Raw genomic sequence first — 18,384 nt, 5'->3', positions numbered from 1 at the left:
CTTTATCAACCGTATTTTCCTTGAGCGTGTCTGGTTTAACCCCAAAGCCCACAACCTGGCGGCTTAAAAAAAGAGTACCTAGACCAATTAAGGTCTAGATACTCTCATAAATTATGTTCAACTTCACTTGACGAAGAGCCTAAAAAACCGCCTTTTTACAGGCGGCACACATTGCTATTTCGGATCCGGATAGGTCTGCCCATTGGTCGGGCGGTAGAAGCGGCGGTTATCCATGCCAAAAAGCCGCTCGGTGAAGGTTCCGGGATCGACGTGCTGGTAAGCCGTGGTCAGCATGTTGATCTCGGCGTCCAGCTCGTCCAGGTCGTGCAAGATCTGCGCCTCAAGCAGCTCCGGACGCACCGGTGAGCCATACTCCAGCAAGCCATGATGCGCCAGCACCGTGTGCCGCAACATGATCATGTCTTCCTGGTGAATGTCGATTTTGAGCTCATTAGCCACCCGCACGATTTCCTCATCGACCAAGACGATGTGGCCAATCATGTTGCCTTCCATGGTGTAGTCAGTCGAAACCGCCGAGGACAGCTCCATGGTTTTGCCTAGGTCGTGCAGAATCGCGCCGGCATAAAGCAGTGACTTGTTGACCGCCGGGTACTGGTTGGCCACGCTTTTGGCCAGGCGCAGGATACTCAGCGTGTGAAACGCCAGGCCGCCGGCAAAGGCGTGGTGGTTGGACTTGGCTGCGGGATACGTCAGAAATTCCTGCTTGTGGTCGGCCAACAGTCGACGCACGATGCGGTTCCAGTTGGCGTTGGTGATCTGGAAAATAAAGTCGTTGAGTTCCTGCCCCATGTCATCTTTGGACTCCGGGGCGTGCTCGACGTAGTTTTCCGGGTCATTGCCCTCTTCCTGCGTCGCCAGGCGCAGCGAGTACAGTTTGATCTGCGGCTTGCCCTGGTAAAGCTCCCGCTTACCTGACAGCAGCACGACCACACCGGGCTGGTACTGGGCAATGTCGTCTTCGGAAGCATCCCAGAACTTGGCCGTGATGTGGCCAGATGGATCCTGGAACGTGAACGCGATGAACTTTTTGCCGTTCTTCGCGATCCGGACCTCAGCGCCCTTCACCAGCACGGGCAGTTTCATGTCCTGACCGTTTTCGTAATCAAAAATTTGCTTTGCCATATTTTCACCTTTTCTATGCAACCCCGTCGCCTCATTTTACCGCTCAGCGCGGCAAACGAAAAGCACGCCGAACGCGCGGCGTGCTTTAAGCCTTACTTAGCGGCCTGCTGATCGCCCGACTGGCTGGTGCTGTCTTGGTAAAGTTCGGCGATCGGCGCGGAGATGATCCGGTTCAGGTCATCCATGACCGTCGACATCGCCTGCTCCTTGGCCATCAGGTCCTTGATCGCGTCGATGTTTTGCATCTTCGACGACAGATCCTGAAGCGGCTGAACGTCTTGCTCAGTGACTTCTTGGCCAGCCATCTGCTTTTGCTGCAGCGACATCTGCAGGGTCTGGAACTGCTGGAACAGGGCGTAACCCATCGGGTCGAGCTTAAGCATGTCGTAGCTCTTTTTCAGGTCCTGGAACTGCTGACTGAGCTTAAGATCTTCGGCGAGCTGATTTGCACTATCGTATACGTTTGCCATGAGGCACCTCATTTATTTAGATTAGTTACCCAAAAGTCCTTTGATGGTATTGTACCACTCCGACACGGTATTCTTGGCCGAGTCGACCCCATTTTGAATGCCGCTTTGAATGTTGGACCACATATCCGCGCCGCCGTTTTCGGCGTTCGGCGTCTGCAGAGTCGCGCGGGCACTGGCGTCGGTGGTGTTGAACTTGGTTTGCGGCGTGGCCGGCAGGATATTCGTCATTTCCTGACGGTACAAGTTCAGTGCCCCCTGACCAGGCTGCAAGTAATGCGTCGCGTCGGTGTTGGCAAACCCGGACCAGGTCGCGACCACAATGTCCGGCGTGTAGCCGACCACCCAGGAGTCCTTGGCACCCAGGCCGTTGCCCCAGTCTTTCGGCGTTTCCACGGTGCCGGTTTTGCCGGCGATCGTGTAGCCGTAAGGCTTGGCAGCGCGGCCGGTGCCTTCGTTGTAAACGCCGATCATCATGCTCGTCATTTCCGTGGCCACGGATTGCTTCATGATGCGCTTGCTGGACGGCTCGTTGTTGACCACGGTTTTGCCGGTGGCGTCGACAATTTTACGGATAAAGTGGGTCTGCGGCAGGCTGCCGCCGCTGGCAAAGGCCGAGTAAGCGCGGGCGAAGGTCAGCGGCGAAAAGCCGGTGGAGACGCCGCCCAACACAGATGCCAGCTGGTCTTGATCCTTTTTCGGCAGCGTAATGCCAAAGCGGCTCAGGCTCGCGACGCCCTTACTCATGCCGATCTGGTTCAGCAGCCACACGGCCGGCGCGTTGGTCGAATCGGCCAGCGCCTTGTACATGGGCAGGGTCCCGGCGTAAGTGCCGGTGTCATTGGTCGGCGTGTAATGGTCCTTGCCATAGCTGATCTGCTTGTCAGTCAGGTCGCTGTCATAGGAATAGCCGTTTTCAAGCGCCGGCGTGTACGCCATCAGCGGCTTGAGCAAAGACCCTGGTTGGCGCTGAAGCTGCGTGGCGTAGTTGAACCCCAAGTACACATGCGGGCCGCGTGAGCCCACCACGGCGAGCACGCCGCCGGTTTTCGGGTCGACGGCCACCGAGGCCGCCTGGGGCTTGGTGCCATCCGCGGCGGCTTGCGGAAAGACGTACTGGTTGTCAAAGGCTTCTTGCATCCGATTTTGATAAGTTGGGTTCAGTGTCGTGTAAATGCGGTAGCCCTTGTTGACGATGTCGTCTTGCGAGATGCCGTCCTGCTTGTACGCCTCTTCGATCACCGAATCGAAGAAGTAGGGATACTTCTGCTGATTGTCGGCGGTGTAGGTGTCCTTCAACGTGAGCGTGGTGGCCTTGGCCGCTTGGACCTGTGCGGCAGTCAGTTTGCCGTTGTCCTGCTCAAGGCTCAGCACCAAGTTGCGCCGGGCGATCGCGTTGTCCATGTGATCGATTGGGTTATAAAAGCTGGGGCTGCGCAGCATCGCGGCCAGCGTCGCGCCTTCGCCGGCAGTCAGCTGGCTGGCGTGCTTGCCAAAGTAGCGCTGCGATGCGTCCTCGACGCCCCACACCCCGTTGCCAAAGTACGCGTTGTTCAGGTACATCGTCAGAATGTCATTTTTAGAGTAAACTCGAGTCAGCTGCACGGCCAGGAAGATCTCCTGGCCCTTGCGCAGGAACGTCTGCTTCTGGGACAGCAGCGTGTTTTTGGCCAGCTGCTGCGTGATGGTACTGCCGCCGCCGGTGATCTGGCCGTGGTGAATGACCAGCCCGATCAGCGCGCGGGCGATGCCTTTGATGTCAAAGCCCGGGTTGGTGTAAAAGCTGCGGTCCTCGGTGGAAATCACCGCATTTTGAATGTTCGGCGAAATCTGGGCCAGGTCCACATACGTCCCTTTTTGGCCGTAAAGCTTGCCGGCCTCGCGGTCATCCTCGTCGTACAGCGTGGTTTTCGTCTGCAGACTGCTCTTGATGTCCTGCACGTCCGCGGTTTTCGCCTTGTAGGTGAACCAGGTGGACAGCGCTAGGGTCAGCGTCAGGAAAATGAGAATCAGCCACCGGATCACTTGAAACCGGCGGAAGAACCATGCGATGCCATGCCCGGCTTTGGCCAGGTACGGCTGCACGGCAGCCCAGAATGCTTTCAACTGGTGGTCCCCCTTTCCTAACATGTGACTAGTTTAGCATACGGAAAAAAGCGCGGATTCGGCCTTGCGCCGGATTTTACGCAAATTACAGAAAGGAGCCTGTCATGCCGCAGTTTCAACTTCACGCCAAAGCCCCTGAAGCGGCCAGCGTGCGCGCCTTGCTTCACGCCTGGCAGGTGCCCAAGGCCTGGATCGCCGTGCTCAGGCGCACGCAAGGGGTCCTCATCAACGGCCAGTACCGCACCTTCAATCAGCCGGTCGAGGCCGGTGCCAGCGTCACGCTGAATTTTTCGGCGCCTGGCACCGACTACTACCGGCCGCAGCAGCTGCCGCTGGCCGTCGTCTACGAGGACAACCAGCTGCTGATTGTCAACAAGCCCGCCGGTCAAAAGCCGCACCCCAACCGGCCGGACGAAGAGGGCACGCTAATGAACGCCGCGGCCGGCTACCTGGCGCCACGGCCGGTGTACATCACCCACCGCCTCGACATGCTGACCTCAGGGCTGACCATCATCGCCAAGGACCCCATCAGCCAGGGCATCATCAACCGGCAGCTCGCGGCCAAAACCGCGGCGCGCACTTACACGGCGCTGGTGCCGCCCGGGCTGCCACAGTCTGGCACCATTGACGCGCCGATTGGCGCAGACCCTGAAGACAAGCGCAAACGCCGCGTGCGCTGTGATGGCCTGCGGGCGGTCACGCATTTCCGGGTCGTCGCGAAACATGGCGACGTCGCCCGCCTGGCGCTGACGCTTGAAACCGGCCGCACCCACCAGCTGCGCGTTCACCTGGCCCACCTCGGCTACCCGATCATCGGCGACCCCTTGTATGGCGGGCGCGCGGCCCCGCGCCTCATGCTGCACGCCAGCAGCTTGACCTTGATCAAACCGCTGACTAGCGAGAATCTGACCACAACTTCGCCGGCACCATTTTAACCAACGCAAAAACGGTCTGCCGATTGACTTGGCAGACCGCTTTTGGTCTAGGCGATGAACGCCTTTTGGTACTGGGCGTTGAACCACTTGGCGCTGGCTTCGTCGGGACTGATCACGACGATGGTGTCGTGGCCGGCCAAGGTGCCGACGACCTGGGCAAAGCCGATATCGTCGATAATGGCGGCCATCAGGTTGCCGTTGCTCGGCAGCGTCTTGATCACGTTCAAAAACTGCACGCGGGTGATGGATAGGCCCACTTCGCGCACCGAATTGCTGAGGCGCTCGAGCTGAGACTGAGAATCACCGCGGAAAATCGTGTAGCGCAGCTGGCCGCTGGCGTCCTGCGCCTTGACCACCTGCATCTCGCGAATATCGCGGGAAATGGTGGCCTGCGTGGCCTCGATGCCGGCGGCCTTAAGGGCTTCCAGCAGCTCGTCTTGCGTGGTGATCACTTGCGAATTGATGATTTTGGCCAAAGCGGCCTGACGTTCAGATTTGTTCATAGCGGCCTCCTACATTTCGGCCGGCGCACCGACCCCGAGCGTGTGGAGCGCGTCGGTCAGCACCGTCGATACGGCCTTGACCATCGCCAGGCGGGCCGGCAGCTCGGCGTCGTCGACCAGGACCTTGACGTTGGCATAGTACTGGTTAAACGCCTTGGCCAGGCGCAGCGCGTACTTGGCGATGACCGACGGCTCGTACTCACGCAGCGCGCGGGCGATCACGTCTGGGTAGTCCGCCAAGGCCTTGAGCACCGGCCAGGCCGCGGCGTCAGTCAACGCAACTTCCGCGACCGGCTGTTGGTCGGTTTTCTTCAAAATGCTGTTGGCGCGGGCGTTGGTGTACTGAACGTACGGCCCGGTCTCGCCTTCAAAGCGCACGACTTCTTCCAAGTTGAAATCGAAATTGTCGAGGCGCTCGTTTTTCAGGTCATGGAAGACCACGGCGCCGACGCCGACTTCGTGCGCCACTTGGTCGGCATTTGCCAGGTCCGGGTGCTTTTCGGCGATCTGCTGCTTGGCCAGAGCCACCGCGTCCTTGAGCACCTTTTCCAGCAAGATGATGTTGCCCTTGCGCGTCGAAAGCTTCTTGCCGTTGGCGGTGATCAGACCGAACGGAATGTGGTGAATGTTATCCGCCCAGTCGTTGCCCATTTCCTTGAGGACGGCCTTGAGCTGCTGGAAGTGCTCCCGCTGCTCGTTGCCGACCACGTACAGGCTTTGAACAAAAAGGTACTGGTCGTGGCGGTAGATGGCCGCGGCGAGGTCACGGGTCATGTAAAGCGTCGCGCCGTCGGACTTGCGGATCAAAGCCGGGTTCAGGTCGTACTTGCTGAGGTCGACGATTTCCGCGCCTTGGCTTTCCTTGAGCAGCCCTTTTTGCTCGAGCGCGTCGGTCACAGCGTCCATCTTGTCATTGTAAAAGGCCTCGCCCTTGTAAGAATCGAACTCGATGCCGAGCTCCTTGTAGATGCGCTGGAATTCCTTCAGCGACTCCTCACGGAACCAGGACCAGAGCTGGTGTACCTCGGGATCGCCGTCCTCCAGCTGCTTGAAGACCGCGCGGGCCTCTTCGTCCAGCTCGGGCTGCGTTTCCGCCTCTTCATGGAACTGGACGTAATACTTCACCAGGTAGTGGATCGGGTCACGCTTGACGTCTGCCTCAGAGCCCCACTTGCGGTAAGCCACGATCAGCTTGCCGAACTGGGTGCCCCAGTCGCCTAAGTGATTAATCTTGATCGGCGTGTACCCGGTTTTGGTCAAAATATTGGCCAGGGCGTTGCCGATCACGGTCGAGCGCAGATGGCCCATGCTCATCGGCTTGGCGATGTTCGGGCTGGACATGTCGATCGGCACGTTGCCGGTGCCGATTTGCTGGTCGCCGTAATGCGCCGGGTCCTGGGCGATCGTCGTCAGCACCGTGTTGGCAAAGCTGACCTTGTCCAGGAAAAAGTTGATGTAAGCGCCCTTGACTTCGACCTTTTCAAACGGGGTCGCGTCAATTTTTTCGGCCAGGTCCTTGGCAATCAGCGGCGGCGCCTGGTGGAACACCTTGGCCAAAGCGAACGTGGGAAAGGCATAATCGCCCATCTTATCATCCTTCGGCGTTTCGACCAGCTTCGCGATGGTCGCCTCGTCCAGCGTGCTGCCGATTGCGGCAGCCAGTGCCTTGATCACTTCTTGTTTGAACTCCATCTGTGCACGTTCCTTTCTGCGAGAAAAAACTCGTCTCCTTCAAATGTTTACTTGAAAGAGACGAGTTTCCCCGCGGTACCACTCTAGTTGACGTCATGTCCACTCATTATTCACTTCAGGCTCCGCCGCGCGCCGGCAAGGCCGTGAGCTGCTCGCACCTCCCGCAGCTTCACTGAACACGACCGGTTGCCTTTTTCGGCTTCTTCACCCAATAAAAAACTGGCACCACTGGCACCAGAATCAAGCGGTTGACGAGAATCGAACTCGCGACGTCAGCTTGGGAAGCTGAAGTTTTACCACTAAACTACAACCGCAACAACAAGCATTATTATAACGGGCAGGAGGGCGGTTTGCAAGCGGCCCAAGCGATTTTTCTGCCGGCGGCTGACGGGAGAATAATAAGATGAGAAAATCCATATATTATTGCGACAATTTTTAACCGTGTTATAATAATAGCGAAGAATTTGAGAGGATGCGATGTTATGGCCAAGGCGACCCGCCGCTACTTCTTTGCGGCCCGCAACGAGAAAACGCCTGACGGTTATTTGATTCAGTTTGTGAACATGCCCGAACTGACGGCTAAGGGCACCACCTATCAGGAAACCGTCTACTATGCCTACCGCGTACTGGCCAATTTTTTGCTCGGGCTGCCAAAAAAGTCTGCGCCTTTGTCGGCTTACACACTGACCTCGCTGCCAGACGACGAGCCCGACCCTAACGTATTCTATTCGCTCGTATCGGCCACGGAGGACTTTGATCCCCACAAAATGGAAATGCACTTCACCCTGCCGCAGGCCCCGCCGGACGAGATTCGGCGCATGGGCGGCCAGCTTGCACACCTGACAACTTACCACCAAAAGGACCCAACCACATGAGCGCTGCACCGTCCGCAAACCCAGTCGGGATTGCGCTGGCCTGGGTTTTTCTGCTCAGCACCGCGGTGTTTGTGGTCAGCCTGCTCGCATGGCTGATCGTCATGATGCGCGGCCGCGACCCGCGCCTGCCGCGGCGGGTGTGCCTGGTTGCAGCCGGGCTGGCAGTGGCCAGTGTAGCGTTAAATTCAGTTCTATGAGGCTGAGACATCAAGCGGTTTTAGCCCGAAGTTTAAAACGCCCCTGGACCACGATTGGTTTTAAAATCGCGGTGCAGGGGCGTTGCTTTATGACACGCGACTAGCCAATTTTGGCTTCCTTTTTGGTGCATAGGCAAGCAGCCGCAAATATGGTTAAATAGGCAGGATGACACGACACTGGATTCAAAGGAGTGATCACGTTGGCTAGTTTAACCACCACCTTAGGCGACTACACGTTTCAAAATGTGTTCATGAACGCAAGCGGCGTGCACTGTCAAACCGAAGCCGAGCTCGACCAACTCGCGGCAAGTCCGGCTGGCACCCTGGTGACCAAGACCGGGACGCTGGAAGCGCGCAAAGGCAACCCGGAGCCCCGCTTTGCCCAGCTGGCACTGGGGACGATCAACTCGATGGGCCTGCCGAACCTTGGGATTGACTACTATATTGCTTACGCCGAGCGGTTTCAGGAAAAGCACCCGGGCCGGCCAATTTTTCTCTCGGTCGCCGGCATGAAGCCGGATGACTTTCCCCTCCTCGCGCAAAAGATCCAGGATTCGGGCTTCACCGGTCTGACCGAGTTCAACCTCAGCTGCCCGAATGTCCCCGGCAAGCCCCAGATCGCGTATGATTTTGCCGCCACTGAGACCATCCTCGCCGCCATTTTCAAAGTCTTCAAAAAACCCGCCGGGGTCAAGTTGCCGCCGTATTTTGACCTGGCCCAATTCGACCAGGTCGCGGCCATCCTCAACCGGTACCCCTTGACCTTCATCAACTCGATCAACAGCCTGGGCAACGGGCTTTGGATCGACCCGGCCACAGACACTGCGGCAATCAAGCCCAAGGGCGGGTTTGGCGGCATCGGCGGTCAGTACGCCAAGCCCATCGCGTTGGCCAACGTGCGCGCCTTCCGCCAGCGCCTGCGCGGCGACATTAGCATCATTGGCACCGGCGGCGTGACCACGGGCCGCGACGCCTACGAGCTGATCCTCTGCGGCGCAAACTTGGTCTCTCTAGGCAGCATTTTGGCCACCGAGGGCCTGGGCGCCTTTACGCGGCTGGCCAGTGAGCTTGAAGCTGAGATGGCCAAAAAGGGCTACACCAGCCTCCCCGAGTTCCGTGGGCAGCTGAAAACACTATAGGTGCGCGCAAAAATGGGTAAGACCTTAAGCAGCGGTCTTACCCATTTTGCTGTCGATCAATCGCCAAAAATTCGGCGCTGGATTCGCCGGCCTGTTGGCGTGGCCGCCAATCCGCCTTCTGCCGTTTCGCGGAAGGCACTGGGCATTTGCTTGCCCACGGCGTCCATTGCCGCGATCACCTCGTCCGGCGGGATCACGGACTTCATCCCCGCGAGCGCCATGTCAGCCGAGGTTAACGCCTGGGCCGCCCCCATTGCGTTGCGCTTAACGCACGGGACCTCAACCAGCCCGGCGACCGGATCGCACACCAGCCCCATCAAGTTGGCAATCGAAATGGCCGCGGCCTGAGCCGCCATCTCGGCGTCGCCGCCGCGGGCCTGGACCAGCGCGGCGGCCGCCATGGCAGAGGCGCTGCCAACTTCCGCCTGACAGCCGCCTTCCGCGCCAGCGATCTCCGCATTATTGGCGATCACCAGGCCGAAAGCGCCGGCCGTGAACAGGTAGTCGACCTGCTGCTCGCGGGTCAGGTGAAACGGCTCGCGGACGGCCATCAGCGTGCCGGCCACCACACCGGCACTGCCGGCGGTCGGAGTGGCGCAGATCAACCCCATTTGGGCGTTGACCTCGTTGACGGCAACGGCATTGCGCACTGCGGCCAGGGCAATCGGCCCGAGGTAGCTGGTGCCACCGCCGAGGTACTGGTCCAGCCGCTTGGCATCCCCACCGGTCAGACCGGTCACCGATTTGACGCCGGCGATCCCCTTGGTGATCGATTCCGCCATGACGTCAAGGTTACGCGCCATCAGCGAGCGGATCGCTGACTCGCTGCGACCGGTGTTTTCGGCCTCGGTGGCCACCATCAGGGCCGCGACACTCTGGTAGTCTTGGGCCTGTTCAACAAGTTCTTTAATTGAGTAAAACATGGCGTCCTCCTACTCGAAATACGCAGCGTTATCGACGTTCGGCATGGCCTTGAGCTTCTCGACCAAGTCGGGCCGCCGCTCGTCCACTTCCATGATCATGATGGCCTTTTCGCCTTTGGCCTCGCGCGTGACGGTCATGGTGCCGATATTGACGTTATTTTCACTCAGCAAGTCAGTCGCGCGCGCAATCATCCCTGGCACATCTTGGTGCACGGTGATGAACGTTGGCGTGCCCATGCTCAGCGACAGCTTGAAGCCGTTGATCTCAGAAATCTGAATGTTGCCGCCGCCAATTGACACCCCAGTCACAGTCATTGACCGAGCGCCTTTTTGCAGTGCGATCTTCGCCGTGTTCGGGTGATCGACCTTGTCGCTTTTCGGCACGAAGGTGACCTTGATTCCCCGCTCGTGCGCGATCTTCAGCGAATCCGCAAGGCGCGCGTCGTCTGGCGCCATGCCCAAAAGTCCCCCGACCAGCGCAACATCGGTGCCGTGGCCGCGATAAGTCTTAGCGAAGGACTCGTACAGGTAAATGTCCACCCGCGTCGGCTCCTCGCCAAAAATCTCCCGCACCACCTTGCCGATGCGCGCGGCGCCGGCGGTGTGCGAGGAGCTTGGCCCGACCATCACCGGGCCAATAATGTCGAAAACACTGGTAAAGCGCAACTCTTTTGCCATGATCATGCTCCTTTTTCCTTATAGAACCACGCGTGCCCCCTGCGGTCAAGCCAGAGACAAAATCGGGCTTCGGGCTAAAAGCGTCGAGCCTCCGCACCTGACATAATCGGGCTCCGGGTTCGCAACGGGGAGCAGCCAGCTACGCCAGAGGCCTCGCCGCCAAAGCCCAGCGGCAAAGCCTCTGGCTAGGCTGCCTGTCCCCCTAAGTACGCGAACCCTCCGCACCTTACAAAAAAAGCGGCACCGCAGCGCCGCCCCTCAGATTACTTTTTGAAATAGTAGCGGCCGGTTTCCAGCGCGCTGGTCGGCATCAGAAGCTTGCCGTATTCCGCCAGCACGTCGGCTGACAAGTTGACTTTCGTGCCGTACTCCAAGGCCAGCGCCGTTTGATCGGCGATTTCACTGCTCGAAGCCTTGTTGGCGTAGAAGGTCAACACAAGGTAGTAGTCATCGTTGTAAGAATAGAGATCTGAGGTGGCCCCTTCCAAGCGCAACTCCTGGGCCAAAGCAATGAAGTCCTCAAAGCTTTGGAGCTTGAGCACGACCTCGGTCTTGTCCGCTTGGCCGCCGTCGATGAAGCTGCCTTCGTCGCTGGCCTCGTCGCTGGCTGCCGGATCATCTAATGCATTGAGCTGTTGGCGGATGAAGTCCGGCACGCCATTATCGTCGGTTTGCGCGTCGTCGGTGTCTTCATCGGCGTCCTCGTCATCTTGATTGCGGGAGATCAAAAGCTCCAATCCGCTTTGACTCGGCATCACCTGAAACGTCACACCGCCTTCGCTGGCGAAACTGTGATCCTTGTCGACCTCATCGAGAATACTATAGAAGAAGGTTTCGATCTGCTTGTGGTTGCCGAGCAGGTCCAGCACTGTGATCCCGCGTTCGGCCAAATCGTCATTGCCGAGCAGGACGCGAATGGTATTTGCGTTAAGTCGTTCCATTTCCATGATGGCTGCACCTCACTTTGCCTTTGAATCTTAGTATATCAGATTCTCACTGACACGGCATTCTACGCTAAAAAAGTAAGGAATGCAACACATGGATCCCCCAGCGCGCTGAAACCAAAAAGGCACGATTCACCCGAATCATGCCTTTTGGTTAAAACCCGGCCAGCAGCTGAGCTTGTTGCAGCTCCAGTGCCCGCACCGAACGCGGGAGAAACCGTCTAATATCATCTTCATTGTAGCCGACCTGCAGCCGTTTATCATCCATGATGATTGGCCGGCGGATCAAGGCTGGATACTTAGCAATCAAGGCGACCAATTCATTGATTGAGATGGCCTCAAGGTCAATGCCCAGTTCCCGGAAAATATTCGACCGCATCGAAATGATCTCCTCGGTCCCTTTCTCGGTCATGCTGAGCACGTGCTTGATCTCATCGATGCTCAGTGGATCGGCAAATATGTTTCGTTCCACGAAGGGAATGTTATTTTCCACTAACCAGGCGCGGGCTTTGCGACATGAAGTGCAGCTAGGCGAAACGTACAAGTATACCATCAGTGCTCGCTCCTTCTTTTGTTGCGTGACTGCGTTTTCTCGACACTCTAAGTATAACGAACTCAAATGTGCAAATACAATCAAGCTTCAAAAATAAATTTCTGAATTTGCGCGCACACTAATTGTGATATAAGTAACAAATAGTCATTCCCCAAAGCAAAGGCCTGCCAGTCGGCGTTTTACTTCCCAACCATGTTAGTTGACATGGTGAACATCAGCTGGATTAAATTTTAAACGTTATTTTTGCTCAAATAATTTGTTCCCATCAATAAATAACGTTTCACTGGCCAAAACTACCGGAATCTCCCCCCCTTCCGCCTGGGCTTGGGCCTTCAGGGTCGCTAGCGAGACTTCTTGCGGCAGGTGAGTCAAGAGGAGTTCCTTAACGTGCGCTTGGGCGGCCAGCGCACCGGCCTGTGGAGCAGTGAGGTGCCAAAGCGGCGCCTGGTGGCCCGCCAGAAAATTGGTGTCCGCCATCAGCAGATCCGCCTTCTCGGCGAATGGCGCGAGCGCCGGAAAGGCCCGGGTGTCACTGGTGTCGACAAAGACCTGCCCGGTGGTTTTTTCCTCGATGCGCACGGCAAAGGCCGGCACCGGGTGCTGGGTCTCCAGGAACGTTAGATGCAGTGGCCCCAGATCGAGCACGGAATCCCCGCTGTACCCCATGCCCTTCGTGAAGTCGCCGAAGGTCAGCGCCGCAAAATTCAGCGGATCTTTGGTGTGACCGTAGATTGGGAGCGGATCGGCTTTTTTGGCTCCGCTGTGGAGCTGGTAGTAATACTGCAGCACACCGACATCTGCGGCATGATCATGGTGATAATGGGTCAGTAAGACCGCATCCAGCGCAAAGGGGTCACTGGCTTTTTCCAGTGCCAGCAGCGCACCGGAGCCGCAATCCAGTAGCAGCTTGTAGTCGCCGCTTTCGATCAGGTAACTGGATGTGCCAACGCCGTGGTCGGGATAGCCGCCGTAATAACCCAGGATCGTCAATTTCATGAAATCATTCCTTTCAAATAAGTAAGCGCTATACTAAACCTATTGGGGGTAATCAAATGACAAAAACAATGCAGTTAGTGCTCGGCAGCAAAACGTATATGCAAACGATTGTGAAACGCGCCACCACCCCGGTCCGACTGCTCAAAGACGCCGAAAAGGACCGCGACTTTGCCACCCTGGATCTGACCGGGGCAGTCCCGTTCGTCGCACCGCTTAAAGGCACCATCTTGGCCCACTACGGCGCGGTGCCAGAGGTGGGCTACGTCTACATGATGTACTTTAAGCTCACCGATGAGGAGGCCAAGGTCTTCGAGCAAAAGGCCCAGACGCTGACCCTCGAAGCGGACCGCCTGGACGGCTGCGAGGCCATGGTGTTGATGCGCACAGATAATCCGCAGCGCGAGTACCTGCTGCTATCGGCCTGGGCAACCAAGCTGGCGGTTTTCACCGCCAAAAATACGCCGCTGTTTGCGCCGGTGATGGTCTTCACCAAACGGGCACAGGAAAGCTACGGCTACCACCAGGCATTTTACACCATTGCCGATCCTTACCACCCCGATCACGCGATGAAGGCAGAAGCCACATTGGACGCCTAAGTCCGCGCCGTCAGCCGGACGGTCAGGATGCCAAAGGCCAGGTACACCAGGATGTAGACCGCGACGATCACGATGACTAGAAACACGCCGGGGTCGTTCAAGAACATGCTCAAATAGCGAATCATCAGAGCCGAGTTCAGCGTACCAAAGGCCAGCGGCAGCGCGAAGATCACAGCGGTTTGGGCGGCGGCCACGCGCTGCTCCAGCGGCTGCGGCATACCGAGTTGGCGCAGGATGGTGCGCGCCTGGTGGTCCTCGGCGGCCAGCATCAGCTGCTTGATCATCAGGATGCTGGCAGTGGCCACGATGAAGACGGCGCCCAGCAAGATCACAATGAACAGACCCATGCCAAACAGCACATTCATCTCTCCCATCAAAGGCGCCTTAAACTGAACAGCACGGCGACCAAAGTCCGCGGCACCAGCAGTGGCCTTGACTCGCGGTGCTTTTTTGCCGGTTAAAATAGCCGCGCTGCCGCCCACGTAATCCTCACCAACGCCGTCGTTAAGCTGCTTGGCGGCCTGACCGGATTGCCCCTGCTTCAGCAGGTACCCAGTCAACGGGTCCGCCGGCGCCAGCAGCTGCCGAAAGTCCCGGTCCGGAATCACCAGCGCCCGGTCAAAGTAGGCGCTGTCGCCCAGCGGAAAAGTGCCCGTCACGGTTTTAACGGCAAAGCGTTGGTGCGTTCGGGTCAGCGTCAAGCCCCAGTGCTGCCGCTTGCCCAGCCAAGTGTGCTGGTACAAGGTCCGGCCAAACAGGATCATCGCCGCCTGGTGCGGGCCCAGCGTCAAAGCTGGCAGGCCCTTTTGCACGCGGCGAATCCGAGTATAATCGCTGAGCGCCATCACGTTATAAATAGTTTCATCCCCGTCGCCGGTGGCGTGATTGGGCTCGCTCAGCCGCCCCGCCGCAAGCTTGGTGGGCAAGACGACCGCGCGCTTGATCACCGCCGCCGTGTCTTTGGAGAACGCCTGCTTGACCCCAGTGCTTGAAGCCACCATGTCCAAGGCCACACTGCGCGTCACCGAGCGCTGGCCAAACTGGTACAAAATCGCGCCGCTGCCCAGCACCGTGATGGTGATGGTGGCCAGCAGGGTCGTCAGAAAGAGCGAGTGCACATTGCGCAGCAGCCGCTTGTGCACGTTGGTGACGGTCATAAGCGCCGCGGCGTTGCGCCGCAGTTTCGGCCGCTTCATCAGCCAGACGAAAAGCGCCGGCAGCGACACTTTGAACACGACGTACAAGCTGACCACGCCCAGCGCCGGCACCGCAAGTAGTGTCCACACCCCGCCGCCGTGGTAGCGCTGGGCCATCAGGTAGGTCAGGTGAACCAGGTTGTACGCGGCAGCGTAACTGAGCACCAACACCACGGCCCCGGCCCAGGCGACCAACGTCCGCCAGCCGCTGGCCGGGATGCGGCTGGTCCGGTTGGCCGCACTTTCAGCCGTCATTTCCACATTGCCGGCATAGATCGCGTTAATGGTGCCCAGCACCGCGTAAACCACCAGGAACAAGACGGCAAGCTCAACGGCGGCGCGCGGGGCCCACAGCAGGCCGACTGCCTTGTGCACCCCCATCAGACGCAGCAGCATCATGGCCAGAAACTTGGAAAAGACCCAGCCTAGCCCAATCCCCAGCACGGTGGCCGCCGCCCCCAGCAGCAGCGATTCCAACAGCAGGCCAAACCCGATGCGGCTGACCGGCATTCCCAGCCGGCGATACACGCGAATACTGGCAGTGCGCCGCTCGATCAGGATCGAATTCATGTACAGCAAAAAGACGATTGCAAACAGCAGGATCACGACCAGCACAATCACTAAAAGCGCCGGCACCACGGCAGTCAAATCGTTCATGTCAATGGCGTGGGCCAGCAGCTGGTCATCTTCAATCAGCGCCAGCACCGCGTACAGGACCGCGATCATCGCCGCGGCCATCAGCACATACAACCGGTTGACCGTCCGGTGGCGCCGCAAACTAGTGCGGATCAATTGGCCCACGCCGATCACCCCCGTTGATGGTGGCTTCCATGTCGATGATGCTGTTGAAAAAGGCCTGGCGGCTGGAGCGCCGAGTCACTTCCGCGAAGTACGCCCCGTCGCGAATGAAAATAATGCGATTGCAAAAACTGGCCGTGAACGCGTCATGCGTCACCATCATGATCGTCACGTCCTCTTCCAAGTTGAGCTTGGCCAGGTACTGAAGCAGTTCGGTGGCCGCCATCGAGTCCAGGCTCCCGGTCGGCTCATCGGCCAAGATCAAGTCCGGATGGCCGATCATCGCCCGCGCCGCGGCCACCCGCTGCCGCTGACCCAAACTGAGCTGCTCCGGATATCGCTTCAGCAGCGGCACCAGCCCCAGCAGTTTGGCAAAGTGCATCAGGCGCTGGTCTAAGTCCTTCGGCAGAGGCGGCACGAAAGTCTGCGGCAGCGTAATGTTGTCGGCCACGGTCAGATCCGGCACCAGGTTGAACGCCTGAAAAATAAACCCGAGGTCCTTGCGCCGGTACGCCGCCGCCTCACTGTCGCGCAGGGCCGTGAGCTCTTTGCCGGCGACGGTCAGCGTGCCGGAGGTGGGCTGGTCAATGGTGGCAATCATATTCAGCAGCGTCGATTTACCGGCGCCGCTTGGCCCCATGATACCGACAAACTCCCCGGCTTCAATGTGAAAGCTGAGGTCGTTCAGCGCGGTCACCCGGTTCAGCCGGTGGCCGTAAACTTTGGTTAAATGTGCGACATCCACCACGCGCATGGGCTCGCCTCCCTGCCTCTTTTTGTCCATGATACCAGAAACTGGGGACTGCGGCTGGTTACCTTGCGATACTGTTAGGCGCTTGTGCAGCCGCACGCAAACCGCTACCATACAATTAAGAACGGAGGCCTAGACATGTTCAAAATCATGATTGTGGAAGATGACCGCACCATTGCCGACCTGATCGCGGCCGCGCTCAACAAGTGGGAGTATCAAGCGAGCACGGTGACTGATTTCAACCGCGTGTTCGACCAGTTTCAGGCGACGCAACCCGACCTGGTCCTGTTGGACATCAATTTGCCCGTCCGCGACGGCTACTACTGGGTCCAAAAGATCCGCGACGCCTCGCAGGTCCCGGTGATTTTCATCTCCAGCCGCAACACCAACATGGACATGGTGATGGCGATGAACCTCGGCGCCGACGACTTTGTGGAAAAGCCCTTCGCCATGGAGGTCCTGATTGCCAAAATCAACGCGCTTTTGCGGCGCACCTACAACTACCAGGACGCCGGCGGGTCATCTCTGACCGTGAACGGGTTGACGCTCGATTTTAAAACCGGCATGGCCTATGTCAACAACGAGGAGATCAACCTGTCCAAAAACGAGTACAAGCTGCTGCAGCTGCTGATGCGCGCGCACGGCAGCGTGATCAGCCGCTCGCGCCTACTCAAGGACCTGTGGACCGATGAGCGCTTTGTCGACGATAACACGCTGACCGTCAACATCAACCGGCTGCGCAAGAAAATTGAGGCCGCCGGGCTGCCGGATTACATCCAAACCAAGGTCGGCCAAGGGTACATGGTGAAATAAATGACGTTTAAACAATACTTGCACGACCACCTGGCGGGCATCGCGTGGTATGTTATCGGCCTGGCGCTCCTGTGCTTTGGCCTGTGGCTGGATCCGCGCCAGCGCGTGCGGTGGGACACGCTTTTGTACATGGCCGTACTAATCACCGGTTTCGCCGCGGTCCTGCTGGTGTGGCACTACACTCGCACGAAAAAGTGGGTCAAGGCCTTCACCGACCGGACTGAAGCCGGCGTTGAGGCGCTGGACTGGCCGCTGGCGGCCAGCAGCAGCCACGAGCGCGCCGCAATCGTCGAGGCGTACAACCATGTGCTGCGCGAACACCGCCAGGCTCAATCCGAGTTGATTGCTCGCCAGCAGGACCAAAAGGCCTTCATCGACTCCTGGGTGCACGAGATCAAGGTGCCGCTGGCCGCCGCCGGCCTGCTTCAGGACAGCCTGGACGGTCAAGCGCCGGAAAAGCCGCTGGACGAGCTGGCGCTGCAGCTGGACAAGATCAACTTTTCCGTCGAGCAAGTGCTGTACTACTCGCGGCTGGACAGCTTCTCCAAGGATTACCTGCTCCGCGAGTATGACCTCAAGCCCCTGGTCGACGGCGTGATCGTCGACCAGCGCAACAGCTTCATCGACCGGCGCATCAGCTTTGCCCTGAACGGCGACTCCTTGACCGTCGTCACCGACGAAAAGTGGCTGCGGTTCATCCTGGGCCAGCTGGTGTCCAACGCCTTAAAGTACACCGCGCCAGGCGGCCAAGTCACCGCCACCATTGCGGACGCCCCCACCGAGGCGACGCTGACCATTGAAGACACCGGCATCGGCATCCCGTCAGACGAGCTGCACCGCGTCTTTGAAAAAGGCTTCACCGGCACCAATGGCCGCAACGCCAACCAGCGCTCCACCGGCCTCGGCCTGTACCTGGCCGACCAGCTGAGCCAAAAGCTCGGCCATCACCTGACCATCAGCGCCACTGTTGGCAAAGGCACAGCCGTGACGATTCATTTTCCCCACCTCAGCTTTTATGGGGAAAGCGGCGCAACCTTGACCAAACCGGATTTGAAGTAAGCAAAAAGCCCGCGGAAAAT

The 18,384-nt window shown here is 58.5% G+C and carries 19 protein-coding genes and 1 tRNA gene; 7 read left to right on the top strand and 13 right to left on the bottom strand.

The features are described 5' to 3' along the window. Positions 1–174: 174 nt before the first annotated feature. The 3 genes from JUE30_RS05985 to JUE30_RS05975 all read right to left on the bottom strand — a co-directional run bounded on the left by JUE30_RS05985 (position 175) and on the right by JUE30_RS05975 (position 3,740). Positions 175–1,143: a 3'-5' exoribonuclease YhaM family protein gene (locus tag JUE30_RS05985; RefSeq protein ID WP_203624060.1), complete on the bottom strand. Its 969-nt coding sequence runs from the start codon at positions 1,141–1,143 to the stop codon at positions 175–177. Positions 1,144–1,235: 92 nt separating this feature from the next. Next, positions 1,236–1,613: a YlbF family regulator gene (locus tag JUE30_RS05980; protein ID WP_203624059.1), complete on the bottom strand. Its 378-nt coding sequence runs from the start codon at positions 1,611–1,613 to the stop codon at positions 1,236–1,238. Between the two features lie 21 nt (positions 1,614–1,634). After that, a complete protein-coding gene (locus tag JUE30_RS05975; RefSeq protein ID WP_203624058.1) occupies positions 1,635–3,740 on the bottom strand; it encodes a PBP1A family penicillin-binding protein in 2,106 nt (701 codons plus the stop codon). 80 nt (positions 3,741–3,820) lie between these two features. On the opposite strand from JUE30_RS05975, the gene JUE30_RS05970 reads away from it, so the two are divergent. Continuing rightward, a complete protein-coding gene (locus JUE30_RS05970; protein ID WP_125755362.1) occupies positions 3,821–4,651 on the top strand; it encodes an RluA family pseudouridine synthase in 831 nt (276 codons plus the stop codon). Positions 4,652–4,698: 47 nt separating this feature from the next. Here the strand turns inward: JUE30_RS05970 and JUE30_RS05965 are convergent, their stop codons facing one another. The 3 genes from JUE30_RS05965 to JUE30_RS05955 all read right to left on the bottom strand — a co-directional run bounded on the left by JUE30_RS05965 (position 4,699) and on the right by JUE30_RS05955 (position 7,160). After that, positions 4,699–5,154 (bottom strand): arginine repressor, encoded by a 456-nt coding sequence (locus JUE30_RS05965; RefSeq protein ID WP_125755360.1) that lies wholly within the window; start codon positions 5,152–5,154, stop codon positions 4,699–4,701. A 9-nt stretch (positions 5,155–5,163) separates the two neighbouring features. After that, positions 5,164–6,846, bottom strand: coding sequence for an arginine--tRNA ligase (gene argS / locus JUE30_RS05960; protein WP_203624057.1), 1,683 nt, complete (start codon positions 6,844–6,846; stop codon positions 5,164–5,166). 243 nt (positions 6,847–7,089) lie between these two features. Then, a tRNA-Gly gene (locus JUE30_RS05955) sits at positions 7,090–7,160 on the bottom strand. Positions 7,161–7,328: 168 nt separating this feature from the next. Here JUE30_RS05955 and JUE30_RS05950 point away from each other — a divergent pair. From JUE30_RS05950 to JUE30_RS05940, 3 genes are all read left to right on the top strand, one after another. Beyond that, complete coding sequence (locus JUE30_RS05950) at positions 7,329–7,721, top strand: hypothetical protein (protein ID WP_125755356.1); 393 nt, start codon at positions 7,329–7,331, stop codon at positions 7,719–7,721. Further along, the gene (locus JUE30_RS05945; protein ID WP_203624056.1) at positions 7,718–7,918 is read left to right on the top strand and encodes a hypothetical protein; all 201 of its coding nucleotides are present in this window, start codon (positions 7,718–7,720) and stop codon (positions 7,916–7,918) included. Before JUE30_RS05950 ends, JUE30_RS05945 begins: the two co-directional genes overlap by 4 nt. A gap of 200 nt (positions 7,919–8,118) precedes the next feature. Further along, on the top strand, positions 8,119–9,057 hold the full coding sequence (locus tag JUE30_RS05940) for a dihydroorotate oxidase (protein ID WP_203624055.1): 939 nt from the start codon (positions 8,119–8,121) through the stop codon (positions 9,055–9,057). A 56-nt stretch (positions 9,058–9,113) separates the two neighbouring features. Here the strand turns inward: JUE30_RS05940 and sdaAA are convergent, their stop codons facing one another. The 5 genes from sdaAA to JUE30_RS05915 form a co-directional block, all read right to left on the bottom strand. Next, a complete protein-coding gene (gene sdaAA / locus JUE30_RS05935) occupies positions 9,114–9,980 on the bottom strand; it encodes an L-serine ammonia-lyase, iron-sulfur-dependent, subunit alpha (RefSeq protein ID WP_203624054.1) in 867 nt (288 codons plus the stop codon). A 9-nt stretch (positions 9,981–9,989) separates the two neighbouring features. After that, complete coding sequence (gene sdaAB, locus JUE30_RS05930) at positions 9,990–10,658, bottom strand: L-serine ammonia-lyase, iron-sulfur-dependent subunit beta (RefSeq protein ID WP_304599159.1); 669 nt, start codon at positions 10,656–10,658, stop codon at positions 9,990–9,992. Positions 10,659–10,921: 263 nt separating this feature from the next. Then, entirely contained in the window at positions 10,922–11,605 is a 684-nt protein-coding gene (locus JUE30_RS05925) for an adaptor protein MecA (RefSeq protein WP_203624053.1), read from the bottom strand. Positions 11,606–11,756: 151 nt separating this feature from the next. Beyond that, on the bottom strand, positions 11,757–12,155 hold the full coding sequence (gene spx, locus JUE30_RS05920; RefSeq protein ID WP_125755344.1) for a transcriptional regulator Spx: 399 nt from the start codon (positions 12,153–12,155) through the stop codon (positions 11,757–11,759). A 237-nt stretch (positions 12,156–12,392) separates the two neighbouring features. Further along, positions 12,393–13,151, bottom strand: coding sequence for an MBL fold metallo-hydrolase (locus JUE30_RS05915; RefSeq protein ID WP_203624052.1), 759 nt, complete (start codon positions 13,149–13,151; stop codon positions 12,393–12,395). 56 nt (positions 13,152–13,207) lie between these two features. On the opposite strand from JUE30_RS05915, the gene JUE30_RS05910 reads away from it, so the two are divergent. Further along, the gene (locus JUE30_RS05910) at positions 13,208–13,747 is read left to right on the top strand and encodes an antibiotic biosynthesis monooxygenase (RefSeq protein WP_203624051.1); all 540 of its coding nucleotides are present in this window, start codon (positions 13,208–13,210) and stop codon (positions 13,745–13,747) included. On the opposite strand, the gene JUE30_RS05905 is transcribed toward JUE30_RS05910, so the two are convergent. Both JUE30_RS05905 and JUE30_RS05900 read right to left on the bottom strand, forming a co-directional pair. Then, entirely contained in the window at positions 13,744–15,744 is a 2,001-nt protein-coding gene (locus JUE30_RS05905) for an FtsX-like permease family protein (protein ID WP_203624050.1), read from the bottom strand. The genes JUE30_RS05910 and JUE30_RS05905 overlap by 4 nt on opposite strands. Continuing rightward, positions 15,722–16,495, bottom strand: coding sequence for an ABC transporter ATP-binding protein (locus JUE30_RS05900; protein WP_203624049.1), 774 nt, complete (start codon positions 16,493–16,495; stop codon positions 15,722–15,724). Before JUE30_RS05900 ends, JUE30_RS05905 begins: the two co-directional genes overlap by 23 nt. A gap of 135 nt (positions 16,496–16,630) precedes the next feature. On the opposite strand from JUE30_RS05900, the gene JUE30_RS05895 reads away from it, so the two are divergent. Continuing rightward, complete coding sequence (locus JUE30_RS05895) at positions 16,631–17,305, top strand: response regulator transcription factor (RefSeq protein ID WP_203624048.1); 675 nt, start codon at positions 16,631–16,633, stop codon at positions 17,303–17,305. Continuing rightward, positions 17,306–18,364, top strand: a complete 1,059-nt coding sequence (locus JUE30_RS05890) for a HAMP domain-containing sensor histidine kinase (protein ID WP_203624047.1) — start codon at positions 17,306–17,308, stop codon at positions 18,362–18,364. Positions 18,365–18,384: the final 20 nt, after the last annotated feature.

The organism is Lacticaseibacillus sp. 866-1 (assembly GCF_016861825.1).
Classification (GTDB): Bacteria; Bacillota; Bacilli; order Lactobacillales; family Lactobacillaceae; genus Lacticaseibacillus.
This window is presented reverse-complemented; position numbering and strand designations above follow the sequence as displayed.

Bases quoted from the DNA above. Each gene is read 5' to 3' on its own strand.
- JUE30_RS05985 (WP_203624060.1), bottom strand. From the start codon at position 1,143: ATGGCAAAGCAAATTTTTGATTACGAAAACGGTCAGGACATGAAACTG.
- JUE30_RS05980 (WP_203624059.1), bottom strand. From the start codon at position 1,613: ATGGCAAACGTATACGATAGTGCAAATCAGCTCGCCGAAGATCTTAAG.
- JUE30_RS05975 (WP_203624058.1), bottom strand. From the start codon at position 3,740: ATGTTAGGAAAGGGGGACCACCAGTTGAAAGCATTCTGGGCTGCCGTG.
- JUE30_RS05970 (WP_125755362.1), top strand. From the start codon at position 3,821: ATGCCGCAGTTTCAACTTCACGCCAAAGCCCCTGAAGCGGCCAGCGTG.
- JUE30_RS05965 (WP_125755360.1), bottom strand. From the start codon at position 5,154: ATGAACAAATCTGAACGTCAGGCCGCTTTGGCCAAAATCATCAATTCG.
- argS (WP_203624057.1), bottom strand. From the start codon at position 6,846: ATGGAGTTCAAACAAGAAGTGATCAAGGCACTGGCTGCCGCAATCGGC.
- JUE30_RS05950 (WP_125755356.1), top strand. From the start codon at position 7,329: ATGGCCAAGGCGACCCGCCGCTACTTCTTTGCGGCCCGCAACGAGAAA.
- JUE30_RS05945 (WP_203624056.1), top strand. From the start codon at position 7,718: ATGAGCGCTGCACCGTCCGCAAACCCAGTCGGGATTGCGCTGGCCTGG.
- sdaAA (WP_203624054.1), bottom strand. From the start codon at position 9,980: ATGTTTTACTCAATTAAAGAACTTGTTGAACAGGCCCAAGACTACCAG.
- sdaAB (WP_304599159.1), bottom strand. From the start codon at position 10,658: ATGGCAAAAGAGTTGCGCTTTACCAGTGTTTTCGACATTATTGGCCCG.
- JUE30_RS05925 (WP_203624053.1), bottom strand. From the start codon at position 11,605: ATGGAAATGGAACGACTTAACGCAAATACCATTCGCGTCCTGCTCGGC.
- spx (WP_125755344.1), bottom strand. From the start codon at position 12,155: ATGGTATACTTGTACGTTTCGCCTAGCTGCACTTCATGTCGCAAAGCC.
- JUE30_RS05915 (WP_203624052.1), bottom strand. From the start codon at position 13,151: ATGAAATTGACGATCCTGGGTTATTACGGCGGCTATCCCGACCACGGC.
- JUE30_RS05910 (WP_203624051.1), top strand. From the start codon at position 13,208: ATGACAAAAACAATGCAGTTAGTGCTCGGCAGCAAAACGTATATGCAA.
- JUE30_RS05900 (WP_203624049.1), bottom strand. From the start codon at position 16,495: ATGCGCGTGGTGGATGTCGCACATTTAACCAAAGTTTACGGCCACCGG.
- JUE30_RS05895 (WP_203624048.1), top strand. From the start codon at position 16,631: ATGTTCAAAATCATGATTGTGGAAGATGACCGCACCATTGCCGACCTG.
- JUE30_RS05890 (WP_203624047.1), top strand. From the start codon at position 17,306: ATGACGTTTAAACAATACTTGCACGACCACCTGGCGGGCATCGCGTGG.